Here is a 26,683-nt window from a genome sequence, read left to right on the forward strand (position 1 = left end):
TCAGGCTCCAGTCACATCGGCACGGCGGTGACCGCCCGGCTCCGGCACCGGGTCATGGCCACCTGGGTGAAAGGGGTGGCAGCGCGACAACCGTCGGACCGTCAGCCAGGCTCCCCGGAGCGCACCGTGCCGGGAGATCGCCTCCACGGCGTAGGCACTGCAGGACGGGTAGAACCGACAGCGGGCCGGCAGCGCCGGGCTTATCCAACGACGGTACGCGACGATGGGCACCAGCAGCACTCGGCCACCGGTTGTCACGGGCCGCGGGGCGGCGTTTCCGCCGCTCATCGGGACCGCCGACCCCGGGGGGCCCGCGCCGCGGCGATGGCGCCGTCCAGGTCGGCCCCGAGCCGGGCGTACGACGCCTCGGCGGCCGCGGGCTGGGCCCGTACCACCAGGGTGCTCCCGGTGGGGAGCTGGTCGAGCCGCTCGCGGACCAGGTGCCGGAGCCGACGGCGGACCTTGTTCCGGACCACCGCGTTACCCACGGCCTTGGACACGACGAAGCCGGCGCGGCTCGGTGCGGAGGTCTCCGCACTGTTCCGCGCCGGCTCCGGCGAGGTTGTCGCGGTGGGTCCGACGGTCGGGGGAAGGGTCAGGTGCACCACGACGGCGCCGCGGCCGGCGCGTCGACCACCCCGGACCGCTGCGGCGAAGTCGCTACTGCGCCGCAGTCGCTGTGCGGCGGCCAGCACGACTGCCCACGTCCCCGGACCGGTCGGCGTCAGGCCGACAGGACGGTGCGGCCCTTGGCGCGACGGGTCGAGATGATGGCGCGGCCGGCCCGGGTGCGCATGCGCAGCCGGAAGCCGTGGGTCTTCGCGCGCCGGCGGTTGTTCGGCTGGTAGGTGCGCTTGCTCACGTCAGGCTCTCCGTTTTCGTACGCCCCACGCGGGGGATCGCCCGGGGTCGTGTGGTGGTCCAGGCCACCTCGGCGGTGGCCCCCGATCGGTGCTGCCCGGTGACGCGGGACCTCGGCGATGCGGGGAAGCGACCGCGGACAGCAAGCACCCATCACCCTAGCAGAGGGCGAGAGAGCAGCCGCTCCAGCCTACGCAGGGGGGCAATGACCGTCAAACATCACATCCGCGCCCGCCGTCGGACCGGGAGCACGACCGAAGGGGCGGTTTTCACTGATGTTGACAAGGCTGCCACCGGGTCGGCGGTTGATGACGCAGGGCCCGCGCTGTTAGCGTGCCCGATTGCGGTCAGCGTCGGGGGTCCGGGTTGTCGCTGACAGGCAAGACCGGACAAGGTAGTGAATCGTTCGGCACGGTGAACCCGCTTCAGCGCCTCCCGTGAGTCAGGGGGCAGGTCCGACCCGCGTCCGGTGGGCGGCCACAATCGGTCGACACACAGGCTGTGGATAACTTGTGGATGACGACCGGTCAGCCGTCCGGGTGGGTGTGACGCACACCCGCGCGAACGCGGTGGCGGGCCCGGAACGGTCGCTGGACAGCAGCGGCGGCCGGGAGCAGAGGCGAGGGGGTGGCACGACGGTGACCGGAGCGACCGACCTCGCCGCGGTGTGGGCGGCGGCGACCGAAGAGCTCGCCGACGAGATCATCTCCGCGCAGCAACGGGCGTACCTGCGCCTTACCCGGCTGCGGGCGATCGTCGAGGACACCGCCCTGCTCTCCGTCCCGGACGCGTTCACCCGGGACGTGATCGAGTCGCGGCTCCGCCCGGCCATCACCGAGGCACTCAGCCGGCGGCTCGGCCGGTCCATCCAGGTCGCCGTCACCGTGCGCGTCGCCGAGGACCCCGCCGGCCGGCCCGCGGGCACCGTCTACCGGAGCGGTCCCGAACAGGCCGACCTGGACGCCCCCCAGGACCTGCTCGCCGGCTTCGGCCCGACCGGCCCGGTCCCGGACGCCCCCGCCTTCCCCGGGCTCGACTACCCGTCCCGGCCCGACGAGCCCGGCTACCCGTCCCGGTCGAACGAGCCCGGCTACCCGGAGGAGCGCCCCGAGCCGCCGACCGAGGAGCCGGCGCCCCGGCAGCGCACCGCCGACGGCGGCCGGCAGCAGCTCATCCCGGCCAGCCGGGACGGCCAGGACACGCTGTTCGGCACCGCCTTCGCGGAGCCGATGCGCGCCGCCGGGCCCGCCCCTGAGCGCCGGGGCTTCGACGAACGAGCCGCCCGGGTCGAGTCGCCGGCCGCCGACAGCCGCGGGTACGAGCCCCGGTACCGGGAGAACGCCGACCCGCAGCCGCTGCGCGGCCTGCCCCGGGACGGCGGTACGGACAGCGGCCCGGGTCGCGGTGGAGTCGATCGTCGACCGGGCGGCCGGGACGACCGCCGGTTGCCCGGTGCGGAGAGCGGCAACCGGCTCAACCCGAAGTACATGTTCGAGACGTTCGTCATCGGCTCGTCGAACCGGTTCGCCCACGCGGCGAGCGTCGCGGTGGCCGAGTCACCGGCGAAGGCGTACAACCCCCTCTTCATCTACGGCCACTCCGGGTTGGGCAAGACCCACCTGCTGCACGCCATCGGGCACTACGCCACCACGCTCGGCAACGCCCGCTCGGTCCGGTACGTCTCGACCGAGGAGTTCACCAACGACTTCATCAACTCGCTCCGGGACGACAAGACCAGCGCGTTCCAGCGCCGCTACCGCGATGTCGACATCCTGCTGATCGACGACATCCAGTTCCTGGAGAACCGGGAGCGGACGCAGGAGGAGTTCTTCCACACCTTCAACACCCTGCACAATGCCAACAAGCAGATCGTGATCACCTCCGACCGGTCGCCGCGCCAGCTCGCCACCCTGGAGGACCGGATGCGGACCCGGTTCGAGTGGGGGCTGTTGGCCGACATCCAGCCGCCGGACCTGGAGACCCGGATCGCGATCCTGCAGAAGAAGGCGGCGCAGGAACGGATGTACGCCCCACCGGACGTGCTGGAGTTCATCGCCTCCCGGGTGTCGAACTCGATCCGGGAACTCGAGGGCGCACTGATCCGGGTCACCGCGTTCGCCAGCCTCACCCGGTCGAACGTCGAGCTGTCGCTGGCCGAGGAGGTGCTGCGGGACTTCATGCCGGACGGTGCCGGACCGGAGATAAACGCCGACCAGATCATGGCCTCCACCGCGGACTACTTCGGGGTGAGCCTGGAGGACCTGCGCGGCCAGTCCCGCTCGCGCGTGCTGGTGAACGCCCGGCAAGTGGCCATGTACCTGTGTCGGGAGTTGACCGAGCTGTCGCTGCCCCGGATCGGGCAGGCCTTCGGCGGCCGGGACCACACCACGGTGATGCACGCCGACCGGAAGATCCGCCAGCAGATGGCGGAGCGGCGGTCGCTCTACAACCAGATCGCCGAGCTGACCAACCGGATCAAGCAGAACACCTGAGTCGTACGCCACCCCGGCGCCCCCGGAGACGGCACCCGGAACGCCCGGCCGAGCCTCGGCCGGGCGTTTTTCGCGTCCGTGGCCGTCCGGGGTTGACCCTGCACCGGCTTCAGGGCCCAGGATCGCTGTCATGTTCGTCCACAGGACCGCCCGGTTGTCCACATCCCCTGTTCCACAAACGGTGGAAAACCACGCTCCGTCCGGAGCCGGTTACCCACAGACTGTGGACAACCCCTGGGGACGAGCCTGTGGACGCCTAGGGACGACGGCGGAGTTGTCCACCGACGACGGTCGACCTGTGGGCGGCCTGTTGAAGGTTCTGGGGACGACGTCGATCAACGCCGTCCGGCCCGTCCACAGCATTGGGGAGAAACCCCGTGGATTACCGGTGGACAACCGGTGGACAACCGTGGAAAACCTGGGGGTCGACGGCGCCTGTGGACCGGAACACCGGTTGCACCCCCGGTTCTCCACAGCCAAACCACCGGTGGATAACCTGTCTGACCTGGGCAGGCGTCGGTTCTCCACAGTTTGCACAGGTGCGATGAAGACGATGAGTTATCTCTTCTAAAACAACAAAAACCAATCATCACCGTTGGACTTCCTGTGGATCGGGCCGGAGCACTGCCGCCGGCAGTCACCCGGGCACCTGGATCCACGGGGTCGGGCGCACAGCCGATGCCCACGCGCCCTAAGGTGCGATGGGTACCCGCACGGTCGGGCGGGACGGTGGGCAGCGGTCGGCATGAGAGAGTTGTCGCTGACGTCGACGCGGAGGCATTGATGAAGTTCCGAGTGGAGCGCGACGCGCTCGCCGAGGCGGTCGCGTGGACCGCCAAGAGCCTGCCCAACCGACCTTCCGTACCGGTGCTGGCCGGGGTGATGCTCCGGGTCACCGACGGCAACCTCCAGGTTTCCGGCTTCGACTACGAGGTCTCCAGCCAGGTCACCGTCGAGGTGCAGGGGGACGCCGACGGCGCCGCCCTCGTCTCCGGCCGCCTGCTCGCCGAGATCACCAAGGCGCTGCCCGCCAAGCCGGTGGACATCGCCGCGGTCGGCGCCCACCTGGAGCTGGTCTGCGGCAGTGCCCGCTTCACCCTGCCGACCATGCCGGTGGAGGACTACCCCGCGCTGCCGGAGATGCCGGAGAGCACCGGCACGGTCGACGCCGCCGCGTTCGCGGCCGCCGTCGCCCAGGTCGCCGTCGCCGCCGGCCGCGACGAGACGCTGCCGATGATGACCGGCGTACGCATCGAGCTCTCCGGCGGCACGCTCGCCATGCTCGCCACGGACCGCTACCGCCTCGCGCTGCGCGAGATGGAGTGGAACCCGGACGACCCCGAGGTGAGCATCAACGCCCTGGTGCCGGCCCGGACCCTGAACGACACCGCGAAGGCGCTCGGCCCGCTCGGCGGCCAGGTCACCATGGCGTTGTCCCAGGGCGGCGCCGGCGAGGGCATGATGGGTTTCTCCGGCGGTACCCGCCGGACCACCAGCCGGCTGCTCGACGGCGCCAACTACCCGCCGGTGCGCTCGCTCTTCCCGGCCAGCCACAACGCCGAGGCGCGGGTTCCGGTGAGCACGCTGATCGAGGTGGTCAAGCGGGTCGCCCTGGTCGCCGAGCGGACCACCCCGGTGCTGCTGAGCTTCAGCGCGGACGGGCTGGTGGTCGAGGCCGGTGGCACCGAGGAGGCCCGGGCCAGCGAGGCGATGGAGGCGACCTTCACCGGCGACGCGCTGACCATCGGCTTCAACCCGCAGTACCTGATCGACGGCCTGGCCAATCTGGGTGCCCAGTACGCCCTGCTCTCGTTCGTCGACGCCTTCAAGCCCGCGGTGATTTCCCCCGCCGGCGAGGATGGCGAGGTCATCCCGGGGTACCGATACCTCATCATGCCGATCCGCGTGTCCCGCTGATCGCGCCCCAGCAGATCCAGACGCACGGAGGTAGGAGCAGATGCAGCTCGGCCTGGTAGGACTCGGCCGGATGGGCGGCAACATGCGCGAGCGGTTGCGCGCCGCCGGTCACGAGGTGGTCGGCTTCGACCGCAACGCGGAGCTGAGCGACGTCGCGAGCATGACGGAGCTGGCCGAGAAGCTGGAGTCGCCGCGGGCGGTCTGGGTGATGGTCCCGGCGGGGGTCACCGACGCCACCATCGACGAGCTGGCGGGCGTGCTCGGCGCGGGCGACATCATCATCGACGGCGGCAACTCGCGGTTCAGCGACGACGGTCCGCGCGCCGAGCGGCTGAACGAGCGCGGCATCGGCTACCTCGACGCCGGGGTCTCCGGCGGCGTCTGGGGCCGGCAGAACGGGTACGCCCTGATGGTCGGCGGCGCCCAGGAGCACGTCGAGCGGCTGATGCCGATCTTCGAGGCGCTCAAGCCCGCGGGCGAGTTCGGGTTCGTGCACGCTGGGCCGGTGGGCGCCGGGCACTACGCCAAGATGGTGCACAACGGCATCGAGTACGGCCTGATGCACGCCTACGCCGAGGGCTACGAGCTGCTCGCCGCCTCCGAGCTGGTGACCAACGTGCCGGGCGTCTTCAAGTCCTGGCGTGAGGGCACGGTGGTCCGGTCCTGGCTGCTCGACCTGCTCGACCGTGCGCTGGACGAGGACCCGGAGCTGGCCGAGCTGAGCGGCTACACCGAGGACACCGGCGAGGGCCGGTGGACGGTCGACGAGGCGGTCCGGCTCGCCGTGCCGCTGAACGTCATCACCGCCTCGCTCTTCGCCCGGTTCGCCTCCCGTCAGGAGGACTCGCCCGCGATGAAGGCGGTCGCCGCGCTGCGCCAGCAGTTCGGCGGCCACGCCGTCCGCAAGCGCTGACCGGTATCCACAGCCTGTGTACGTCCGCCGGCTCGAACTGGTCGACTTCCGCTCGTACGAGCGGGTCGGCGTCGATTTGGAGCCGGGCCCGAACGTGCTGATCGGCGCCAACGGCGTCGGCAAGACCAACCTGGTCGAGGCGCTGGGCTACGTGGCGACCCTGGACTCACACCGGGTCGCCACGGACGCCCCCCTGGTCCGGATGGGCGCCGCCGCGGCGGTGATCCGCTGCGCCGTGGTGCACGAGGGTCGGGAGCTGCTGGTCGAGCTGGAGATCGTTCCCGGCAAGGCCAACCGGGCCCGGCTCGGCCGGTCCCCCGCCCGCCGCGCCCGGGACGTGCTCGGCGCGCTGCGGCTGGTGCTCTTCGCCCCGGAGGACCTGGAACTCGTCCGGGGCGACCCGGCCGAGCGCCGCCGCTACCTCGACGACCTGCTGGTCACCCGGCAGCCGCGGTACGCCGGGGTGCGCGCCGACTACGAGCGGGTGGTCAAGCAGCGCAACGCCCTGCTCCGGACGGCGTACCTGGCCCGCAAGACGGGCGGTTCGCGGGGCGGGGACCTGTCCACCCTCGCGGTGTGGGACACCCACCTGGCGCAGCACGGCGCGGAGCTGCTCGCCGGCCGGCTGGAGCTGGTCGCCGCGCTCGCGCCGCACGTGACCAAGGCGTACGACGCGGTGGCGGCGGGCAAGGGGGCGGCCGGGATCGCGTACCGGCCGTCGCTGGAGCTGCCCGACCCGACCGTGGACCGGGCCGCGCTGGCCGAAGCGCTGACGGCCGCGTTGGCCGAGTCGCGGTCGGCGGAGATCGAACGCGGCACCACGCTGGTCGGGCCGCACCGGGACGATCTGGTGCTCACTCTGGGCCCGCTGCCCGCCAAGGGGTACGCCAGCCACGGCGAGTCGTGGTCGTACGCCTTGGCCCTGCGGCTGGCCGGGTACGACCTGCTGCGCGCGGACGGCATCGAGCCGGTGCTGGTCCTCGACGACGTCTTCGCCGAGCTGGACGCCGGCCGCCGGGAGCGGCTGGCCGAGCTGGTGGGCGGGGCGAGTCAGCTCCTGGTGACCTGTGCGGTGGACGACGACGTGCCGGCGGCCCTGCGCGGCACCCGCTACGAGGTGGGCGAAGGGACGGTACGCCGTGTCGGATGAGCCGCAGCTTCCACCGGCCCGGCTCGGGCCGGCGCACGGAGGCCGTACGCCCGGAAGCGGCGCGGACGAACGGGCCGGGCGGGCGGGCGCCGCGTCCGGCGGGCGTGGGTCTGGCGCGCGCCCGACCGACGGTCGCGCCGACGACGGGGCCGCGGAGCGCGGCGGCGCGGCGGCGAGCCGGGACGGCGCCGGATCGGGCGGGCGGGGGGCGGCGGCCCACGGCCAGGCCCCGTCAGCCGGTGAGCCTGCCTCGACGGGCGCGACCGCCGGCGACGGTGGGGCGTCGGGGCCGGAGCTGGCCCGGGCGGTGCTGGACGCGGCGAAGGCCCGCCGGCAGGCGGCGGCGAGGCCGCGCCGGAGCGCGGTGGGCGGCGACGGCGGTGGTGGTACCGAGCGCCGGTTGCGCGGCTACTCCGGTCCCGGGCCGGACCCGCGTGACCCGCAACCACTCGGCGCGGTGCTGAATCGGCTGGTGAAGGCGCGCGGCTGGCAGCAGCCGGCGGCCGAGGCGACGGTCTTCGGCGCCTGGGAGCGGGTGGTCGGGCCGGAGGTGGCCCAGCACAGCCGCCCGGTGAAGCTGGAGAACGGCGAGCTGACCGTGGAGGCCCGCTCCACCGCGTGGGCGACCCAGCTGCGGCTGCTCGCCGGCTCCCTGATCAAGCAGATCGCCAGCGAGGTCGGCCACAACGTGGTGCGCAAGCTGCACATCCACGGCCCGGCCGCGCCGTCCTGGTCCCGGGGGCCCCGCCGGGTCCGCGGGCGCGGCCCCCGCGACACCTACGGCTGATCCACTCGACCCGCGGCATGTCGCGGCTTCCCGGCAACGGGACACCGCGACATGCGGCAAGTCCCGGCCGCCGCGATCGCGCGGTCAGGCGTCGGCGTAGACCGCGAAGCCGCGGTCGGCGCAGCGGCGGTAGAAGGCGGCGAGCACGCTCAGCTCGGCGCAGGTGAAGTTCCACTGCGGCGGATCGCCGTTCTCGTCGCGCAACCCGTCCAGGCGCGTGTCGAGCCAGCGCAGCTGCTGCTCGGCGAGGCGACCGTCGGCCATCAGCGAGCGGAGCACCTCGCTGACCGACTCGAAGGTCACCGCCTCGCCGAACGGCCGGTGCTGGGCGACGAACCTCTCCAGCCCGCCGGCGATCCACGAGCACCCGTCGGGGTCGATCACGGGATCCTCGTCCTCGGCGGCGTTCTCAGTGGCGTAGAGCACATTTTCCAGTCCGAGGATCAGGTCGACCAGCTCGGTGTACGCGGTCGCCCGTACCGTGCCGGTCTTGGCGATCAGCTCGGCGAGCGCCGCGGTCGGGGCGGAGATCCCGGACATGTCCACGATCTCGCCGAAGTCGACGAACTCGGCCGGCGCGACCGGGTCGTAGAAGCGGCCGGTCCGCGGCCAGTGCACCGCGACATTGTCCAGCCCCATCTGGCGTCACCTCTTACAACACGTTGTCGGACCGATCGGGTCGATCGTCCCGGTTCCGGCCGGGAAAGATCAAGACCGCAGCGGCGGGCGCCGCAAAGGTACGGCACCGCCGGTCCGGCCGCGACCCCTGGGCGGTTACGCCCCGGTACCGATCCGGTGGCCGGTCGCGCCCTCGATCAGGGCCTTGCGTGTAGGGGGAGTCGCGGACAGCACGGTTCGGGCCGCTACGGAGGTCTCAGCCGCCCCCGCAGGGGTGCCGAGTGGCGGTTTAGTCGTGTGCGCACAGTAAGATTGACGGAGAGACGAAGACCCGACCCGGAGCGACCGGACACGGGCCCCGAGGGCCCTTGACCATTGTCCCGGATCGGGTTGAGCCGATCGCGATCCGCGGGCAACCGCGGCGACCGGCGTACGCGATCCGTGACCTGGAGAATCCGGGGCCGGTCCGTGCGCGCCGACGTCGCGTCCTGTCCGCCGAACCCGCGCCTCCGCGCCCTGGCGCGGCCGGCGCGAGAAAGTGGCCGAGGGTGGCAGCGCAGGACAAGCAGGAGTACGGCGCCGAGTCGATCACCGTTCTCGAGGGGCTGGAGGCCGTCCGGAAGCGGCCCGGTATGTACATCGGGTCCACCGGTGAACGCGGTCTGCACCACCTCGTGTGGGAGGTCGTCGACAACGCGGTGGACGAGGCGCTGGCCGGGTACTGCGACACCATCGACGTGGTGCTGCTGGCCGACGGCGGCGTCCGGGTCACCGACAACGGCCGTGGCTTCCCGGTCGACCTGCACCCCAAGCTGAAGAAGCCGGGTGTCGAGGTCGCGCTGACCGTGCTGCACGCGGGTGGCAAGTTCGACGGCAAGGCGTACGCGGTCTCCGGCGGTCTGCACGGTGTGGGCGTCTCCGTGGTGAACGCCCTCTCCACCAGGATGGCCGTGGAGATCCACAAGTCCGGCTTCGTCTGGCGGCAGCAGTACAGCAACTCCAAGCCGGGCCCGCTGGATAAGGGCGAGACCACCAACCGCACCGGCTCGGCGGTCACCTTCTGGCCGGATCCGGACGTCTTCGAGACGGTCGACTTCGACTTCCAGACCATCTACCGGCGCCTGCAGGAGATGGCCTTCCTCAACCGGGGCCTCACCATCCACCTGCTCGACGAGCGGGTGCCGGAGGAGGAGGACGGCAAGCAGCGCGAGGTGACGTTCTGCTACAAGGGCGGTATCGCCGACTTCGTCCGGCACCTCAACGCCTCCAAGAACCCGATCCACAAGACGGTGGTCGAGTTCGGGGCCGAGGAGGAGGGCATGTCGGTCGAGATCGCCATGCAGTGGAACGAGTCGTACGGCGAGTCGGTCTACACCTTCGCCAACACGATCAACACGCACGAGGGCGGCACCCACGAGGAGGGCTTCCGGGCCGCGCTGACCAGCGTGGTCAACCGGTACGGCACCGAGAAGAAGCTGCTCAAGGGCGACGAGAAGCTCTCCGGTGAGGACATCCGCGAGGGCCTGGCCGCGATCATCTCGGTCAAGCTGGCCAACCCGCAGTTCGAGGGCCAGACCAAGACCAAGCTCGGCAACACCCCGGTGAAGAGCTTCGTCCAGCGGGTCTGCAACGAGTGGCTGGTCGACTGGTTCGACCGGAACCCGGCCGAGGCCAAGACCATCATCCAGAAGGCCTCCCAGGCCGCCCGGGCCCGGATCGCCGCCCAGCAGGCGCGGAAGCTGGCCCGGCGCAAGTCGCTGCTGGAGTCCGGCTCGATGCCGGGCAAGCTGGCCGACTGCCAGTCCACCGACCCGCGCGAGTCCGAGGTGTTCATCGTCGAGGGCGACTCGGCCGGCGGCTCGGCCAAGCAGGGTCGGGACCCGCGGACCCAGGCGATCCTGCCGATCCGCGGCAAGATCCTCAACGTGGAGAAGGCCCGGATCGACCGGGTGCTGAAGAACAACGAGGTCCAGGCGCTGATCACGGCGCTGGGCACGGGCATCCACGACGACTTCGACATCGAGAAACTGCGGTACCACAAGATCGTGCTGATGGCCGACGCGGACGTCGACGGTCAGCACATCCAGACGCTGCTGCTCACGCTGCTGTTCCGTTTCATGCGGCCGCTGGTCGAACTGGGCCACGTCTACCTGGCCGCCCCCCCGCTCTACAAGATCAAGTGGAACAAGAAGGGCGACGACGCCCAGTACGCGTACTCGGACCGGGAGCGGGACGGGCTGATCGCGCTGCGCCAGCAGAAGAAGCCCAACGCCAGGCCGGACGACATCCAGCGGTTCAAGGGCCTCGGCGAGATGAACTACCCGGAGCTGTGGGAGACCACGATGAACCCGGCCACCCGTACGCTGCGTCAGGTGACGCTCGACGACGCCGCAACCGCCGACGAACTGTTCAGCGTGCTGATGGGTGAGGACGTCGAGGCACGCCGTTCGTTCATCCAGCGCAACGCCAAGGACGTGCGGTTCCTGGACATCTGACGGACCTCGCCGGGCCGGCCGGAGATCCACCGGCCGGCCCGGCGGTCCACAGGGTTATCCACAACTTGGCCGGTTTCCACAGCCGTTATCCACAGCACGAAAACGACTCTGAGTCTGATAAGGGTTAACAGTGACCGATACTCCCGAGTCCACCCCGAGCGAGCCGGACATCCCGGAGACAGCCGCCGCCGTCGTGGCGCACGACCGGATCGAGCCGGTCGGCCTCGAGGTCGAGATGCAGCGCTCGTACCTCGACTACGCGATGAGCGTCATCGTCGGGCGGGCGCTGCCGGACGTCCGGGACGGGCTCAAGCCGGTCCACCGCAAGATCCTCTACGCCATGTTCGACTCCGGCTACCGGCCGGACCGCGGCTACGTGAAGTGCTCCCGCGTCGTCGGCGACGTGATGGGTCAGTTCCACCCGCACGGCGACTCGGCGATCTACGACGCGCTGGTCCGGATGGCCCAGCCCTGGTCGCTGCGCTACCCACTGGTCGACGGCAACGGCAACTTCGGCTCGCCGGGCAACGACCCGGCCGCCGCCATGCGGTACACCGAGTGCAAGCTCGACCCGCTGGCGATGGAGATGCTGCGGGACATCGACGAGGACACCGTCGACCTGCAGGACAACTACGACGGCCGGGCCAAGGAGCCCACCATCCTGCCGTCGCGGATCCCCAACCTGCTGGTGAACGGCTCCGAGGGCATCGCGGTCGGCATGGCCACCAAGATCCCCCCGCACAACCTGCGCGAGATCGGCGCGGCGGTGCAGTGGTGCCTGGACAATCCCGAGGCGGACGAGGCGACCACCCTCGAGGCGCTGCTGGGGATCGTCAAGGGCCCCGACTTCCCGACCCATGGCCTGATCGTGGGCCAGGCGGCCATCCAGGACGCGTACCGGACCGGGCGGGGCTCGATCCGGATGCGCGCCGTGGTGGAGGTCGAGGAGGACAAGCGGGGCCGCCCCTGCCTGGTGGTCAGCGAGCTGCCGTACCAGGTCAACCCGGACAACCTGGCCGAGCGGATCGCCGAGCTGATCAAGGAGGGCAAGCTCGCCGGCATCGCCGACATCCGGGACGAGTCCTCCGGGCGTACCGGCATGCGGATCGTGCTCGTGCTCAAGCGCGACGCGGTCGCCAAGGTGGTGCTGAACAACCTCTACAAGCACACCCAGCTCCAGGAGACCTTCGGCGCCAACATGCTGGCCCTGGTCGACGGGGTGCCGCGCACGCTCAACCTGGCCCAGTTCATCCGCTACTACGTCGAGCACCAGATCGACGTGATCCGTCGGCGGACCGCGTTCCGGCTGCGCAAGGCGGAGGAGCGGGCGCACATCCTGCGCGGTCTGGCCAAGGCTCTCGACGCCCTGGACGAGGTCATCGCCCTGATCCGGCGCTCGCCCACCGTGGAGGACGCCCGGCAGGGCCTGATCCGGCTGCTGGAGATCGACGAGATCCAGGCGACCGCGATCCTGGACATGCAGCTGCGCCGGCTGGCCGCCCTGGAGCGGCAGCGGATCATCGACGACCTCACCAAGCTCGAGATCGAGATCGCCGACCTCAAGGACATCCTCGCCAAGCCGGAGCGGCAGCGCAGGATCGTCTCGGAGGAGCTGGGCGAGATCGTCGCGAAGTGGGGCGACGAGCGGCGCACGAAGATCGTGCCGTTCGACGGCGAGGTCTCGATGGAGGACCTGATCGCCCGCGAGGACGTGGTCGTCACGATCACCCGCACCGGGTACGCCAAGCGCACCAAGGCCGACCTCTACCGCTCCCAGCGGCGCGGCGGCAAGGGTGTCAGCGGCGCGACGCTGCGGCAGGACGACATCGTCAGCCATTTCTTCGTATGCTCCACCCACGACTGGATCCTGTTCTTCACGAACAAGGGTCGGGTCTACCGGGCCAAGGCGTACGAGCTTCCCGAAGCCAGTAGGGTGGCCAAGGGCCAGCACGTGGCCAACCTGCTCGCGTTCCAAGCCGACGAGCAGATCGCCCAGATCATCGAAATCCCGAACTACCAGGTGGCGCCCTACCTGGTACTCGCCACGAAGAACGGCCTGGTGAAGAAGACGCGGCTCGAGGAGTTCGACTCCCCCCGGTCCGGCGGAATCATCGCGATCAACCTTCGCGACGAGGACGAGCTGGTCGGGGCGGCGCTGGTCGCCCCGGAGGAGGACCTGCTGCTGGTCTCCAAGAACGCGCAGGCGATCCGGTTCAACGCCAGCGACGAGGCGCTGCGGCCGATGGGCCGGGCCACCTCGGGCGTGATCGGCATGCGGTTCAGCGAGGACGATGTCCTGCTGGCCATGGAGGTCGTCCGCGAAGGCCTGGACGTGCTGGTCGCGACGAACGGGGGATACGCGAAACGCACCCCGATCGAGGAATACCCGGTCCAGGGCCGGGGAGGTAAAGGTGTGCTGACTGCGAAGATCACCGAGCGACGCGGTGGTCTGGTCGGTGCGGTGGTGATCGACCCGGACGACGAGCTCTTCGCGATCACCAGCAACGGTGGTGTCATCCGGACTCCGGTGAAGCCTGTACGCCGTACGCGTGACCGGAACACAATGGGGGTCAAGCTGATGGACCTCCCGGACGGCGTGACTATCGTGGCGATTGCTCGCAATGCCGACGAGCCTGACGAACAGGACTAGTTGAATGACGGAGACACAGGCGAAGTCGGGGAACACGGGGACCTCGGCCAACCCGGTCGACGAGGAGGCCGCAAAGGGCGGCACACCAGCGACCGGCCGCGCGGCCGTGGGCCGGGCCACCGTCCCCGCCGACGAGCCTGCCCCGAAGTTCACCCGGGCCCCCGGCATGACGCCACCGCCGGAAACGCCCTCCGAGGACTCGGCGGCGAGCGACAAGACCGAGAAGGCCAAGGTCGACGCGCCGACCTCTGCCGACGGTCTGGCCGCCCGGCCGGCTCCCGCGCCGAAGCCCGCCGCGACGCAGCCGATCGCGGCGGGCGCCGCCCGGCCGTCGACCGGTGCCACCGGCACCCAGCCGCGGGTCGGATCCGGCGTCGGCACCGCCACCAAGCCGTCGCCGGACGGCGCCCGCCCGGGCCTGCCGAACCGCCCGGCCAACGGCGGCGGCCTGCCGCCGGGCATCAGCGGCGCGGCGGCCGTCGGCGCCGCCCGCGTGGGTGAGGCGGTACGCGCTGCGCGTACGTCGGTCAGCTCGGCCGCGTCCCGCGGACCGCGCCGGGCCCGGCTGAACCTCAAGCGGATCGACCCGTGGTCCGTGATGAAGTTCGCATTCGCCGTCTCGGTGGTGCTCTTCATCGTGGTGGTCGTCGCCACCTCGGTGCTCTACCTGGCGCTGGACGCCATGGGCGTGTTCAAGAGCGTCAACGACAGCCTGACCGACCTGGTCAGCGCCGGTGGCGGGCAGAGCACCAACGGCTTCCGGATCACCGCCAAGGGCGTGATCATGAGTTCCGCGCTGATCGGCCTGGTCAACGTCGTGCTCTTCACCGCGCTCGCCACGCTCGGCGCGTTCGTCTACAACGTCTGCGCCGACCTGGTCGGCGGGATCGAGCTGACGCTCGCCGAGCGGGACTGAACCAGCCGGGACGCCGGGGCGCGCCGCGTAAGGCGGTCGCCCCGGCGTCGCGCATCCGGGTAGGTTCGAGCTGGTACGAGCGAGAGCCCCGCCACGGGCACCCCGATTTGGGGCCGGCCGCGGCGATGGGTTAACCTTGCTCGTCGCTACGCGGGGCTATAGCTCAGTCGGTTAGAGCGCAGAGCTGATAACTCTGAGGTCGCTGGTTCGATTCCAGCTAGCCCCACCGCACCGTCCGACGGTTGTCGAGCGCGAGGGGTCGCCCCATGTTCAAGAAGCTTCTGATCCTGGTCGGCATCGTCGGCGTGGCCGCCGTCGTGGCCAAGAAGGTCAAGGCCTCGAACGACGAGCGTGCCCTGTGGCACGAGGCGACCACCGCGCCCGACCTGCGCTGAGCCTCCGCTCTCCGACTGCCAGCACCAGGCGGCTCCGCCCGCCCTCGGGGCCCTAGCTCAACTGGCAGAGCACTGCCTTTGCAAGGCAGGGGTTAGGGGTTCAAGTCCCCTGGGCTCCACTCATACCGCCTCTGACCTGCGGCGGAACACCTGACAAGATCATCGGGACCACATCGGGACCACGTTACCGATGGTCCTTGTGGCCAGCGGCGGCCCGCAACACGTCACCCGCGACACCGCGCCGACGCTCCCGGCGTGGCCAGAAGTGGACGTAGGTCTCCAGGGTGATTTGCAGCGTGCTATGCCGCAGTGCCCGCTGGACCTCCTTCGGGTCCACATGGTTGGTGATCAGCGTTGATGCCGCCGCGGATCACCTCGCCGGGCACCACAAGGAGGGCTACCAGCCTCCCCGAACGGGGCCAAGGTCGTTCGGACGTAGGGCGCTCCACCTTGTCCCCGTCCGGGGAGGCTGGACGGTCTACGACTGCCCGACGAGGAGATCCGCTAGTTCCACGCCTGAATTGCCTTCGCCCCTGAGCGGCCGGCTATACGTCCGTCGCTGGCGCGGGATGCATGAGTCGAATCTCGCGGTCGAGCAGCTGCAGTTCGTCCTGGACGGCTTCCAGCGGGAGGCCATAGCTGTAGGTGAAGACGTAGACGTGGACGAGTGATCCGGCCTGATAGCCCAGTCGCCAGGTGTGCAGGACCAGCGGCTCGCCGTCCTCAGCCGTGATTGTCTCCGTGACTGTCATGTGACAGCCGCTTGGGAGGGCGCATGTCTCCAAGACACGACGGCCCTCCTTGTGCGGAACATCGAAGTTGGCTCGCGTTGTCGATGGGGTGGCGAAGGTCAGCACGTTAAGACGCAGCGTGCCCGGACTGTCGGGATCATAGAAGCAGTCGCCGTTGTCCGCGTCGATCTCCACCGTCCAGTGCGCGGGCACCCTGAAGCGGGCAAGCTGCCCCCTGTAGTGGATCTCCTGCAAGGGCTCGACCTGCGGCTCCGACTTCGGCATTGGACGAGTATGAGCCACGGACAAAGGTCGGCGACACCTGGCACGGGGCGTACGGATCAGAGGAGTCGCCGGGCCGTCCACGGGCCAGTAGCCGCGAAGCCCAACGGTCACGAGCGGGCACGAGATGCCACCGGACCGGCCGTCGCGAGCAGGCGTGGGGGCATCACGACCGGTTGAGCGCGTGCTTCCAAACTGGCGCTCCTGGTCCAGCGCAACGGACGGCCAGTTAGTTGTACAGCCACAAGGCGGCACAGCCGAAAGACAGCGCCAGCAGAACGGCCGATGCGAGCAGCAGCACGAGTAGTGGGGGCAGTTCGTTCCGCGCCGTCGGCTCAGACGGCTCCGTAGGCGGACTGCCGTCGGCGGGCTCGGGGTCGGGCACGTCGTGATCATGTCAGACCCGCAGTAGCCGACGCTGGCCGACAGGAGTCTTGATCTTTGCAAGGCAGGGGTGGGCTGGGGCAGGACCAGCAAGATCATCGGGACCGCATTGGGACCACCTGAGGCCGCAAACAGATGTCAGGCGACGGAAGTCGATCGAGGTAACAGCAGGTCAGAGACCGCTCACACCGCCGACGTTCCATGATCGCGTTTTTGGGGTTCAAGTCCCCTGGGCTCCACCACACCATCCGCCCTGTCACTGGCTTCCCAAGCCGTGCCCGATCCGTGCCCGATGCAGCGGTCAACATCGGCCAGTAGCAGGCCGAGGGCGCCAAGTTCTGCGCCGAGCTCCGTCTGGCCGCACGTCTCGTATGCCCGAAGTGTCATCTCGTCGAGGGCTCGTCCCTCGGGTTGAGGAGGCCGTTTCACCGTGAGGGGCGCGGGTAGACGGTGGCCTCGTCGGAGAGGAGGCTTCGAGGTGAACTACGCCGAATTCGTAGAGGCCGTGGCAAGGCGTGCCGGGGTGCCGTCGGAGAAGGCCGAAGCAGTCAGCCGCGCGACATTGGAAACGTTGACCGACCGGGTCACCGCCGGTCAGGCGAGTAACATCGCCGGGCAGCTTCCGAGAGAGCTACGGCAGCATCTGCACAAGACCACCACCGCTATCGGGTCGCAGAACGCCGAGCCGTTCGAGCTGGACCAGTTTGTCGAGCGGGTGGCGAGGCGCGCCGGGGTCGATGTGGCGATGGCCGACGCAGGTATGCGGGCCGTGCTCAGCACCATCGGTGAGGCCGTGAGCAAGGACGAGTTGGAGGACCTGGTTTCGCAGCTCCCGAAGGAGTTCTGGAAGATCATTCAGGCCGGCGCGGGGGTTGAGGTCAGGCCGCGCGGCGCATAGCGGAGGGATCGCCGGCTCCGAGCAGCAGCAGCGGGTCGACGCACAGCAACAAGCCGGACCGTTTGGAACCCCAGGCCGTCCGGCGGAGGAGCCCCACCCCGGTACCGAGCGGTCAGCGACCGCCTCGCCGGCAATCCCCAGGCTCAGGTTCACGTGGCGAAGGCGTGCCGTAGGTCGTGCAGGTGCAGCCAGTCCAGCCCAGCCGCCGCGCGGAGCTGCTCGAAGCGCCGGTTGACGTTGCGCGGTTCCATCGCGCTGCCGATGGTGCTGGCAAAGACCAAGCCCAGATCCGACCACACCTTTCCGACGGCGAGCCGTTCCTTGGCCGGCGCACGCGCTGTGCCTCCAACGCCCGGACGGCCAGAGCCGACAGCGGCAGCGGACGGGTCGATCGGTGCGTCTTCGGTGGCACGAATTCCAAGCCGAGATCCGTTCGCTGGAGCGTCTGCCGAACGAACAGCCTGGCGCGGAACACCCTTCGGGGCCAGTTCTGCGCCAGGCCCGCGACGATCCACCGCCGGACCCGGACGAGGCTCGACGACGGCGCGAGCCGCGGCAGCTACTCGGCTTCCTTCGCCGCCTGCGCGGTGGCCCAGCCGATCCGGGGCAGCCGGACGGACAGCCGCGCACCGAGTCGGTAGATGTCGTGGTCGGTCCCGTACGAGGCGACCAGCCGGATCGGCAGGTCGGCCCAGTGCGGGAACTGCCGGCGAGCAGTCGGCGTACCAGGTCGGCGTCGGTCTCGACCTCGTCGGCGTGCATCCTCACCGCACTCATCGCGGCCATCCTCGGCCCACCGCCCCGGGACCGGCAGCCAGGTTCCTCACCGGATCATTCGTTGCTGCGCCGCCAGGTCACCGTCATCAGCAGGATCACCAGGCCGACCGGCAGGGCGGCCACCAGCAGGCCCCGGTACCGCTCCAGCCAGAGACGGGCGCCGAGCCGGGCGTCCGGCGCCCTGGTCACCGCGTACTGCTGGCCGGGCGAGTCGGGGTCGAGCCGGCAGGAGAACGCGTACCTGCCGGGGGCCGGGGCGTCGACGCTGGCCAGCCAGGTCCACCGGGTGTCGTCGGTCGCGACCTCGGTCCACTCCACGACCCGACCCGGCTCGGTCGACGGCACCGCCCGCCCGTCGGGACCGGTCGTCCGGCAACGGTCGCGGTCCGGTGCCGTGGTGGGCCGGGTGGCCCAGACGGCGTACCGGCCGGGCCGGTCGAGGTCGACGATGAACTGGTCGTACCGGGGGCCGGTGACGTGCAGCGGGAGCGGCGCCGGTGCGGCCCGCGGCGAGATCGCCCGCCGCACCGTGGGCACGGTGGCCGCCAGGCCGAGGCAGCCGACCAACGCGAGCACTCCCGCCGACGCGTACCAGAAGCGGCGCATCGTCAGCCGGATCGCGGGGCGAAGGGGTGCCGGCGCGGCTCGCGGCCCGCCGGGTACCGGTGCGCCCGAGCCCCGTCAGCACCGGCGACGCGGAGCGGCTTGCGCATGGGGCGAAGGATAGATCGACGGTCGCGTCTCTGCCGACCCGTCGTACGGCCGGGTGAGCGGCAGGCTAGCGTCGGTGCGTGACCACCGGAGCCCCGCGCGTCCTGCCGGCCGACAGCGGCATCGCCGAAGCCGCCGCCGTCCTCCGTGCCGGAGGGCTGGTCGCCTTCCCCACCGAGACGGTCTACGGACTGGGCGCGAACGCCCTGGACGGTCGGGCGGCGGCGCGGATCTTCGAGGCGAAGGCGCGGCCCAGCTTCGACCCGCTGATCACCCACCTGGCCGACGCGGCCGACCTGCCGGCACTGGTCGGCGCGGTGCCGGCGGGGGTCGCCACGCTGGCCGAGCGTTTCTGGCCCGGTCCGCTCACCCTGATCGTGGACCGGCCGGCGGCGATCCCCTCGATCGTCACCTCGGGGCTGGACACCATGGCGGTCCGGGTGCCCGACGAGCCGTCGGCCCGGGCGCTGATCGCCGCCGCCGGTGTGCCGGTGGCCGCGCCGAGCGCGAACCGGTTCGGGCAGCTCAGCCCCACCCGGGCCGAGCACGTGGTGGCCGGACTGGGTGACGCGGTGGACGTGGTGCTCGACGGCGGGCCGACCCGATGCGGCATCGAGTCGACCATCGTGGACGCCCGGGGCGTGCAGCCGGTGGTGCTGCGGCTGGGCGCTCTGCCGGTGGAGGCGCTGGTGGAGGCGGCCGGGCCGGTCATCGTACGCCCGGGCAGTTCGGGCCAGCCGGTCGCGCCGGGGACCCTCGCGGCGCACTACGCCCCGCGTACCCCGTTGACGCTGGGGGCGGCGGAGCCGGCGCCGGGCGACGGCAACCGGCTCGGTTTCCTCGCCTTCCGGGAGCGACCGGCGGACGGCTGGGCGGCGGTGGAGGTGCTCTCCCCGGAGGGTGACCTGACCGTGGCGGCCGCGCGGCTCTTCGACGCCCTGCACCGGTTGGACGCGGCCGGGGTGACCGAGATCGTCGCCGAGCCGGTCCCGGACGTCGGAGTCGGCCGGGCGATCAACGACCGGCTGCGGCGGGCGGCCGCGACCTGGCACTGAGACGGGGTCACAGCTCCAGCTCGCCGGCCACCTGGTCGCCGCTCGTCTCGCCGGTCAGCCGGAAGCCGAGCCGCCGGTAGAAGCGCTCGGGACCGTGGTCGCCCGGCACCCAGGTGGTGAACAGGCGGCTGCCGCCCCGGCGGCGGACCTCCGCGGCCAGCGCATCCACGGCGAAGCGGCCGTACCCCCGGCCCTGCTGGCCGGCGGCGATGTTCAGCCGCCACAGCCCGGAACGGACGTCGGTCGGGTCGTCGTCGCGCCACCGGATGTCGAAGAAGGCCATCAGGAAGCCGACCGGGCTGTCCCCGTCGACGATCAGCCGGGGCCAGGCGACGTCGGGCTGCACGTACGCCTCGGCGAGCGACCGGGCGACCGGTGCGACCAGCCCCTCCTGGTCGGGTCGGACCGCGATCGCGCAGGCGGCCAGGACGTTGTCCGTGGTGATCTTCTCGAGGCGTGGCGACGACACGGGCGCACCCTAGTCGTCCACGGGCGATCAGTTCGACCGGGTTGCCCGGGATGCGTCGGACGGGTCAGGTCTCCCGTTGGACGGTGTCGGAATGCATCGGGGCCGTCGGGGTAGGAGAACAGGCAACAACCCCCCGAAAGTGAGGTGTGATCCCCATGCCGACCGCACGCGAGATCATGACCAGTGACGTGACCTGTGTCCGGGAGCAGGACGACCTCAAGGCCGCCGCCCGCCGGATGGCGGAGCTCGGCGTCGGCTCGCTGCCGATCTGCGGCGACGACAACCGGCTCAAGGGCATGTTGACCGACCGGGACATCGTGGTGAAGGTGCTCGCCGAGGGCCGCGACCCGGGCAGCGTGACCGCCGGTGAGCTGGCCCAGGGCGAGGCGGTGACGATCGGCGCGGACGACGACGCGGCCGAGATCCTGCGGACCATGGGCAAGCACAAGGTGCGCCGGCTGCCGGTGATCGACGGGCGCGAGCTCGTCGGGATCGTCGCCGTCGCCGACGTGGCTCGGTCGCTGCCGGAACGCCCGGTGGGCGACCTCATCGAGGCCATCTCCGAGCGCTCCTGACCGGCCCCCGCACACCCGTCGCCCGCCCCTCCGGCCCACGCCGGGGCGGGCGGCGATCCGCTTCCGGTCGCCCTCAGGCCGGTGGGGTCAGCGGTGCGGTCTCGCCGCGCAGGATGGTCCGGACCTGCCGGATGAAGCCGCGGCGGCGGGCCTCCGCGATGAAGTTGCGCAGCGGCGAGCGGAACACCGGGTAGTCGTCGTAGTGGATCGGCACGGTCAGCTTCGGGCGGATCAGCTCCACCACGTCGGCACCCTGCTGGGCGTCCATGGTGAGCAGGATGCCGGCGATCCTGGTGCCGCCGAGGTGGATCAGCATGGCGTCGATGTCCGGGTACCGCTGGGGGATCCGGGCGAGCTGGGGGCGGCTCAGCGTGTCCCCGGTGACGTAGAGCCGGAACTCCGGCGACCCGCCGCGTACCAGGTCGATCATCGTGCCCATCACGTCGGGCAGCAGCCGGTCCAGCACGCCGGGCCCGTGCTGCCCGGGCAGCGAGGTCAGCCGCAGCGTGGCGTCGCCGTGGTGCAGCTCGTACGAGTCCCAGGTGGGCAGGCCCTGCGCCGCCCCGAACCCCCAGCGGCGCAGCTTCTGTTCCGCCTGCGGCGTGGTGACGATCGGCAGCGACGGGTCCAGCCCGCGGCGGGCCACCCGGTCGAAGTGGTCGCCGTGCAGGTGGGACAGGACCACCGCGTCCAGGGTGGGCAGTTCGGGGATGGTCAGCGCGGGCTCCGTGCTCCGCTTCGACCACAGCCCGCGACCCAGGTACGCCCGCTGTCCCCGGTGCAGGAAGTTCGGGTCGGTGAGCAGGGTGAAACCCCCGATCCGGAGCAGGGTGGTGGCGGTGCCGATGAACGTCACCTCGGGCTGGTCGCTCGCCATGGTCGGGTCCTACCCGCCAGCGGTGCGGGCATGCGGCTCGGCCGACGGTCGGACGCCGGGCTGCGGGAGGCGGTCGACGAGCCGGGTCAGGGCGCCGTTGGCGACGGTGGCGCCGAGCGCGGAGCCGGCGGCGATGGACCAGCCCACCGGGCCGAGCGGGGTGCAACCGAAGAACTGGCTGACCCCGGGCGTCTGCACCACGGCGACCAGCACGCCGATCGACGTGGCGGTGGACGCCAGTACCGCGGGGCTGGTGCCGCCGGCCAGCACCGTCTGCCCCAGCTGGGTGCCGACCAGGGAGGCCAGGGCGACCGTGCCGGCCCGCCGACGTCGACCGGTGTACCGGGCCAACGTCCAGCCGGCGGTCGCGCCCAGCGTGGTGGCGGCGGCCCGCAGCCCGATCTCCCGGGTCATCGTCTCGCCCAGCGAGGTGTCCGGACCCTCGCGCAGCAGGTCTTCGGCCCCGTCGGCGGCGGGCGGCCGGACCGCGATGGCCAGCGCCGGCGCCAGGTCGGTGAGCAGGTTGACCAGGAGCAGTTGTCGGCCGGTCAGCGCGGACCGGCCGGTCGACGCGGCGGTCAGCACGCTGAACCCGATCTCGCCCAGGTTGCCGCCGACCAGGATGCTCAGCGCGTGGCGGACCGAGGACCACATCGCCCGCCCCTCGACCAGGGTGGCGATGATGGTCTCCAGCCGGTCGTCGGTGACCACCAGGTCGGCCGCGGCGCGGGCCGCCGGGGTGCCGCGCTGGCCGAGGGCGATGCCCACGTCGGCCAGCCGGATCGCCGGCGCGTCGTTGGCGCCGTCCCCGGTCATCGCCACCGTCCGGCCGTGCCGCTGCAACGCCTGGATGATGCGTACCTTGTGGGCGGGGGTGCAGCGGGCGACCACGTCGGTGTTGGTGAGCCGCTCGGCCAGGGCCTTGTCGTCGAGCCGGTCCAGCTCGGTCGCGGTGACCACGCGCTGCTCGCCGTTGTCGGGACTGATGATCGATGCGATCGCCTCGGCGGTGGCCGGATGGTCCCCGGTGATCATGATGGTGTGCACGCCGGCCTGCCGGATCCGCCGCACGGCGGGGGCGGCGCTCTCCCGGACGCCGTCGGCGAGCGCCAGGAAGCCGACGAAGACCAGCCCCTCGACCTGCTCGTCGGTCACCGTCTCGGTGCCGACCGCGCACTCGCCGACGGCGAGGACCCGATGCCCGGCCCTGGCCCGTTCGGCGAGCATCCCGTGCAGCTCCGCCCGGCCCGCCTCGTCCAACGGCTCGTCCCCAGCGGCGGTACGCCGGGCCGCGCAGCGCGGCAGCACCGTCTCGGGGGCGCCCTTCACGCTCAGCAGCAGCCGGCCTTCGGTCCGTCCGACCGTGGCGTGGTAGCCCCGGGACGGCTCGAACGGCAGCCCGCCCACCGCCTCCCACTCCGCCGCGCCGGTCCGTTCCGTCACCCCGGCGGTGTCCGCGCCGCGGCGTACCGCCCGGTCGGTCTGCTGGGGCAGCTCGTCCGGTTCGGCCGCGGCGGGGGTGGCGCGCAGCGCGGTGGCCAGGGTCAGCTTGAGCGGCTCGTCCAACCGGTCCGGCGGGGCGTGCCGGCCACCGCCGTCGCCCACCCCGGCGAGCAGCAGTTTCCCCTCGGTGAGCGTGCCGGTCTTGTCGAAGCAGAGCACGTCGACCCGGCCCAGCGCCTCGATGGTGCGCGGGTTGCGGACCAGCGCGCCGTGCTCGGCGAGCCGGCGGGCCGCGGCCAGCTGCGCGGCGCTGACCAGGAACGGCAACCCCTCCGGCACCGAGGCCACGGCCAGGTTCGCGGCGGTGGCCGCCGTCTCCGCCAGCGGTACGCCCCGGAGCAGCCCCGCCCCGGCCACCGCGATCGCCGACCCGGCGGCGAGCGGCAGCGCGGCACTGGTGAGCCTGCCCAGCCGGGTCTCCACGCCGCTGGGCGGGGGTGCCTGGCGGGCCAGGGCGAGGCTGCGGCCCGCCTCGGTCTCCTCCCCGGTCGCCACGACCACGGCGGTGCCGTGCCCGGCGGCGACGGTGGTGCCCTCGTACAGCATCGACCGCCGGTCGGCGACGGCGGCGGCCACCACCGGGTCCGGGGTCTTGCCGACCGGCAGCGACTCCCCGGTCAGCGACGACTCGTCGGCCTCCAGCCCGTCGGCGGTGAGCACCCGGCAGTCGGCGGGGATCGCGTCGCCGGGGCCGACCGTGACCACGTCGCCGGGCACCAGGTCCTCCGCGGCGACCACCTGCTCCGCGCCGTCGCGGAGGACCCGCGCGGTCACCGCCGCGCGGGTCAGCAGCTCGGCCAGGGAGCGTTCGGTGTTGCGCTGGTGCACCGCGCCGATCAGCGCCGACCCGCCCACCACCCCGCCGACCAGGGCGGCGTCGACCAGCGAGCCGAACGCGGCGGAGAGCACCGCCCCGGCGGCGAGCACCGGGGTGAGCGGGTTGGCCAGCTCGTCGACGAACACCCGGAGCAGCCCGGACGGTCCGGCGGCCTCGCCGGTGACGCCATCGCGCCGGCGGGCCGCCTCGGCCGTGCTGAGCCCGTCCGGACCGGTGTCGAGCTGTCGCAGCACGGTCTCCACCGGCATCAGGTGCCAGGCGGTCACCGGCGGCACGGACCGGCGGGTGCGGTCCGGCAGCCGCCGGGCCCGCCACACGCCGTGCGCGAAGGCGAGCGCGGCGGCGCCGTTCACCGCGGCCAGGGCCCGGCCGGGGAGCTGCTGCGGGTCGGCGGTGAACGCGCCCAGCGCGCCGAGGCCACTGCCGGCCATCCCGATCCGGATGTTCTGCCCGGTCATCCGGCGGGCCACTCCGGTCGCCTCGATCAGCAGCGCGGGGATCCGCAGGTCGACGCCGACCAGCAGGTGGGCGCCCCACGGCGGGAGGTCGTCCGGGTCGGCGACGCCCAGGCCGCAGTCGGCGGCACCGAGCGCCGAGCGGTCGCCGGAGACCAGCATGACCACCGCGCCGTCGCGTTGCAGGGCGCGTACCGACTGGGTGAGTCGCGGGCCGCCGGGCAGCACGGCGTCGGCGAAGTCGTACCGGCCGTCGTCGTCACCGCCCACCACCAGCCGCAGTCCGGCTTGGCGGGCGGCGGTGGGGAGGGCGTCGACGCCGGGTGCCGGCGCGGGTTCCACCCGCAGCACCGCGGCGAGGGTGTCCCCCTGGGCGAGACCGAGCAGGGTGCCCCCGTCGTCGCGGAGCCGGCGGCTGTCCGGGGTGTCGCCGGGGTCGTCGGCGTCGATCCGGTCCAGTGGCCCGAGCCGCCACCCGTCGGCCTCCCGCAGCCTGTCGGAGGCCTCCGGGTCGAAGAGCGCGAAGGCCCGCGCGGCGACCTGACCGGTGTCCGCCCCGGGCAGCGGCGCCAGGTCGGCCAGCACGCCCCGGTCCGAGCCGAGGACCGCCGCGTCCAGCACCACCGTGTCGATCCGGTCGAGTTCCCGCAGCACGCTGCGGTCCATGACGATCACACCGCGCCGGGCCAGCATCCGTCCGAGCTGGGCCGCATATCCTTCGCGGCCGCTCCCCGGGGCCTTGGGCAGCGCGGACAGTGCCAGCGCGGCGGCCCGCTTCGGGCCGGCCACCGGGACCGCGACCGCGCCGGCGGCGGCGCCCGCGGCGAGCGACCGGGTCACGTACCGCTCGGCCGGCCCCGGCGGCGGCGGACAGGGGCGTTCGCCGGCGGGTACCCGGGCGACCGCGCGCTCCGGATCGCCGGTCAGCCTCGGCTCGGCCTTCGACCAGGCGGCGAGCTGGGCGCGGGCCTCACCCCACTGCACCACCCGTTGCGCGCCGTCGAGGACGATCCCGGTCCAGCCGCCGGCGAGCCCCTGGGCGACCGCCTCGGCGAGCGGGAAGAGCAGTTGGGCGCGGGGGTCCGCGCGCAGCCCCCGGTCGGCGAGGGCGTGCAGTTTCGGGTGCAGGTCGACCGCGGTGAGGAAGCCGGCGACCTCGCCGGGGACCGGGGTGAACGGCAGGATCCGGGTGGCCGCCGAGATGGTCAGGCCGAGCGCGTCGGAGGCCAGCGCGCCGAGGGTGCGGGGGGTGCGCGGCCCCTCCTCGGCCGGTTGCGGCGGCGTGACCTCCGGGTCGGGCTCGTACGGGCAGACGCGCTCGGTCCGGGCGATCGTGGCGATCAGGTCGCGCAGCTTCGGCTTCGGCTCCTCGACGGCCACCACCACTCGGCCGGAGGGGGCGTTCACCCGGGCCCAGGCCACCCCGGGCATCCGCTCCAACGCCTGCTCGACCTGGCGGGCCAGCCGGTCTCCGCCGTCCTGGCAGACGCCGTGCACCTCGATGTGGTGCCGGCCGTCCCGGGACGACACCCGGCGGCGGGTCAGCCCGGCCACCCGGGCCAGCCGCGCGGCGGCGTCGCCGACGCCGCGGGCGCCGGCGATCGCCGCCGGCACGCCCGTCCGCCCGGCCAGGTCCCGCACCGCTGGGCCGCCGGGCACCGCCGAGGTGGCGGCCCGGGCCGCGTCCGGCAGGGCCGACGCGACGCCGCGGGCCGCGTCCGGCACGGCGGCGGCGACGGTACGGACCGCGTGCGCGACGGCTTCCGGCACGCCGACCGGCGGCAGGAGCCGGCCGGCGACCCGGCCCAGCGACGTCATCGAGCGGTACGGCCGAGTCGCCGGCCCTGCTCCCCGGTGCCGCTGCCGCGCTCGCCGTACGCCATCTCGCCTCCCGCGCCTCGTCCCGGCGGCCTGGCTTCCCGACGGAGAGTCCG

At 72.2% G+C, this 26,683-nt stretch carries 22 protein-coding genes and 2 tRNA genes; 14 read left to right on the forward strand and 10 right to left on the reverse strand.

Going from position 1 to position 26,683, the window contains the following annotated elements:
• From yidD to rpmH, 3 genes are read right to left on the reverse strand one after another with little or no spacing between them, the layout of a single operon-like run.
• Positions 1-288, reverse strand: coding sequence for a membrane protein insertion efficiency factor YidD (yidD, locus tag ACFOYX_RS25065; protein WP_109799833.1), 288 nt, complete (start codon positions 286-288; stop codon positions 1-3).
• Positions 285-695: a ribonuclease P protein component gene (gene rnpA, locus ACFOYX_RS25070; protein ID WP_322439819.1), complete on the reverse strand. Its 411-nt coding sequence runs from the start codon at positions 693-695 to the stop codon at positions 285-287. The genes yidD and rnpA overlap by 4 nt, the downstream gene beginning before the upstream one ends.
• A gap of 29 nt (positions 696-724) precedes the next feature.
• Entirely contained in the window at positions 725-862 is a 138-nt protein-coding gene (gene rpmH, locus ACFOYX_RS25075) for a 50S ribosomal protein L34 (protein WP_109799835.1), read from the reverse strand.
• 637 nt (positions 863-1,499) lie between these two features.
• On the opposite strand from rpmH, the gene dnaA reads away from it, so the two are divergent.
• The 5 genes from dnaA to ACFOYX_RS25100 all read left to right on the forward strand — a co-directional run bounded on the left by dnaA (position 1,500) and on the right by ACFOYX_RS25100 (position 8,120).
• Entirely contained in the window at positions 1,500-3,353 is a 1,854-nt protein-coding gene (dnaA, locus tag ACFOYX_RS25080; RefSeq protein ID WP_322439818.1) for a chromosomal replication initiator protein DnaA, read from the forward strand.
• A gap of 783 nt (positions 3,354-4,136) precedes the next feature.
• Positions 4,137-5,270: a DNA polymerase III subunit beta gene (gene dnaN / locus ACFOYX_RS25085; protein ID WP_322439817.1), complete on the forward strand. Its 1,134-nt coding sequence runs from the start codon at positions 4,137-4,139 to the stop codon at positions 5,268-5,270.
• A gap of 40 nt (positions 5,271-5,310) precedes the next feature.
• Entirely contained in the window at positions 5,311-6,183 is an 873-nt protein-coding gene (gene gnd, locus ACFOYX_RS25090) for a phosphogluconate dehydrogenase (NAD(+)-dependent, decarboxylating) (RefSeq protein WP_109799837.1), read from the forward strand.
• Positions 6,184-6,199: 16 nt separating this feature from the next.
• Positions 6,200-7,333: a DNA replication/repair protein RecF gene (gene recF, locus ACFOYX_RS25095; RefSeq protein ID WP_322439816.1), complete on the forward strand. Its 1,134-nt coding sequence runs from the start codon at positions 6,200-6,202 to the stop codon at positions 7,331-7,333.
• Positions 7,323-8,120 (forward strand): DUF721 domain-containing protein, encoded by a 798-nt coding sequence (locus tag ACFOYX_RS25100; RefSeq protein ID WP_377534437.1) that lies wholly within the window; start codon positions 7,323-7,325, stop codon positions 8,118-8,120. Before recF ends, ACFOYX_RS25100 begins: the two co-directional genes overlap by 11 nt.
• A gap of 84 nt (positions 8,121-8,204) precedes the next feature.
• Here ACFOYX_RS25100 and ACFOYX_RS25105 read toward each other — a convergent pair whose 3' ends face one another.
• Positions 8,205-8,759 carry a hypothetical protein gene (locus ACFOYX_RS25105; protein WP_109803755.1) on the reverse strand — a complete coding sequence of 185 codons (555 nt, stop codon included), beginning with the start codon at positions 8,757-8,759 and terminating at the stop codon, positions 8,205-8,207.
• A gap of 527 nt (positions 8,760-9,286) precedes the next feature.
• Between ACFOYX_RS25105 and gyrB the strand changes: the two genes are divergently transcribed.
• From gyrB to ACFOYX_RS25135, 6 genes are all read left to right on the forward strand, one after another.
• Entirely contained in the window at positions 9,287-11,233 is a 1,947-nt protein-coding gene (gene gyrB, locus ACFOYX_RS25110; protein ID WP_109803754.1) for a DNA topoisomerase (ATP-hydrolyzing) subunit B, read from the forward strand.
• Between the two features lie 130 nt (positions 11,234-11,363).
• On the forward strand, positions 11,364-13,883 hold the full coding sequence (gene gyrA / locus ACFOYX_RS25115) for a DNA gyrase subunit A (protein WP_322439815.1): 2,520 nt from the start codon (positions 11,364-11,366) through the stop codon (positions 13,881-13,883).
• A gap of 4 nt (positions 13,884-13,887) precedes the next feature.
• Positions 13,888-14,799, forward strand: coding sequence for a DUF3566 domain-containing protein (locus ACFOYX_RS25120; protein WP_322439814.1), 912 nt, complete (start codon positions 13,888-13,890; stop codon positions 14,797-14,799).
• 152 nt (positions 14,800-14,951) lie between these two features.
• A tRNA-Ile gene (locus ACFOYX_RS25125) sits at positions 14,952-15,025 on the forward strand.
• 40 nt (positions 15,026-15,065) lie between these two features.
• Positions 15,066-15,194: a DLW-39 family protein gene (locus tag ACFOYX_RS25130; RefSeq protein ID WP_236648192.1), complete on the forward strand. Its 129-nt coding sequence runs from the start codon at positions 15,066-15,068 to the stop codon at positions 15,192-15,194.
• A gap of 46 nt (positions 15,195-15,240) precedes the next feature.
• Positions 15,241-15,313: transfer RNA gene (locus ACFOYX_RS25135), tRNA-Ala, on the forward strand.
• 426 nt (positions 15,314-15,739) lie between these two features.
• Here ACFOYX_RS25135 and ACFOYX_RS25140 read toward each other — a convergent pair.
• A complete protein-coding gene (locus ACFOYX_RS25140) occupies positions 15,740-16,210 on the reverse strand; it encodes a hypothetical protein (RefSeq protein ID WP_322439813.1) in 471 nt (156 codons plus the stop codon).
• A gap of 859 nt (positions 16,211-17,069) precedes the next feature.
• Between ACFOYX_RS25140 and ACFOYX_RS25145 the strand changes: the two genes are divergently transcribed.
• Positions 17,070-17,489, forward strand: coding sequence for a DUF2267 domain-containing protein (locus ACFOYX_RS25145; protein ID WP_161557939.1), 420 nt, complete (start codon positions 17,070-17,072; stop codon positions 17,487-17,489).
• Positions 17,490-17,638: 149 nt separating this feature from the next.
• Here ACFOYX_RS25145 and ACFOYX_RS25150 read toward each other — a convergent pair whose 3' ends face one another.
• A complete protein-coding gene (locus ACFOYX_RS25150; protein WP_322439812.1) occupies positions 17,639-17,770 on the reverse strand; it encodes a tyrosine-type recombinase/integrase in 132 nt (43 codons plus the stop codon).
• A 550-nt stretch (positions 17,771-18,320) separates the two neighbouring features.
• Positions 18,321-18,872: a hypothetical protein gene (locus tag ACFOYX_RS25155; protein ID WP_322439811.1), complete on the reverse strand. Its 552-nt coding sequence runs from the start codon at positions 18,870-18,872 to the stop codon at positions 18,321-18,323.
• 209 nt (positions 18,873-19,081) lie between these two features.
• Here ACFOYX_RS25155 and ACFOYX_RS25160 point away from each other — a divergent pair, with 209 nt between their 5' ends.
• A complete protein-coding gene (locus tag ACFOYX_RS25160; RefSeq protein ID WP_109803756.1) occupies positions 19,082-20,032 on the forward strand; it encodes an L-threonylcarbamoyladenylate synthase in 951 nt (316 codons plus the stop codon).
• 7 nt (positions 20,033-20,039) lie between these two features.
• Here the strand turns inward: ACFOYX_RS25160 and ACFOYX_RS25165 are convergent, their stop codons facing one another.
• Complete coding sequence (locus ACFOYX_RS25165; RefSeq protein ID WP_322439810.1) at positions 20,040-20,501, reverse strand: GNAT family N-acetyltransferase; 462 nt, start codon at positions 20,499-20,501, stop codon at positions 20,040-20,042.
• A 155-nt stretch (positions 20,502-20,656) separates the two neighbouring features.
• On the opposite strand from ACFOYX_RS25165, the gene ACFOYX_RS25170 reads away from it, so the two are divergent.
• Entirely contained in the window at positions 20,657-21,076 is a 420-nt protein-coding gene (locus ACFOYX_RS25170) for a CBS domain-containing protein (protein WP_322439809.1), read from the forward strand.
• A 73-nt stretch (positions 21,077-21,149) separates the two neighbouring features.
• Here ACFOYX_RS25170 and ACFOYX_RS25175 read toward each other — a convergent pair whose 3' ends face one another.
• Both ACFOYX_RS25175 and ACFOYX_RS25180 read right to left on the reverse strand, forming a co-directional pair.
• Complete coding sequence (locus tag ACFOYX_RS25175; protein ID WP_322439808.1) at positions 21,150-21,953, reverse strand: MBL fold metallo-hydrolase; 804 nt, start codon at positions 21,951-21,953, stop codon at positions 21,150-21,152.
• Positions 21,954-21,962: 9 nt separating this feature from the next.
• Positions 21,963-26,567, reverse strand: a complete 4,605-nt coding sequence (locus ACFOYX_RS25180; protein WP_322439807.1) for an HAD-IC family P-type ATPase — start codon at positions 26,565-26,567, stop codon at positions 21,963-21,965.
• Positions 26,568-26,683: the final 116 nt, after the last annotated feature.

The sequence above is a fragment of the Micromonospora sp. GCM10011541 genome (assembly GCF_042650725.1).
GTDB classification, from domain to species: domain Bacteria; phylum Actinomycetota; class Actinomycetes; order Mycobacteriales; family Micromonosporaceae; genus Micromonospora; species Micromonospora sicca.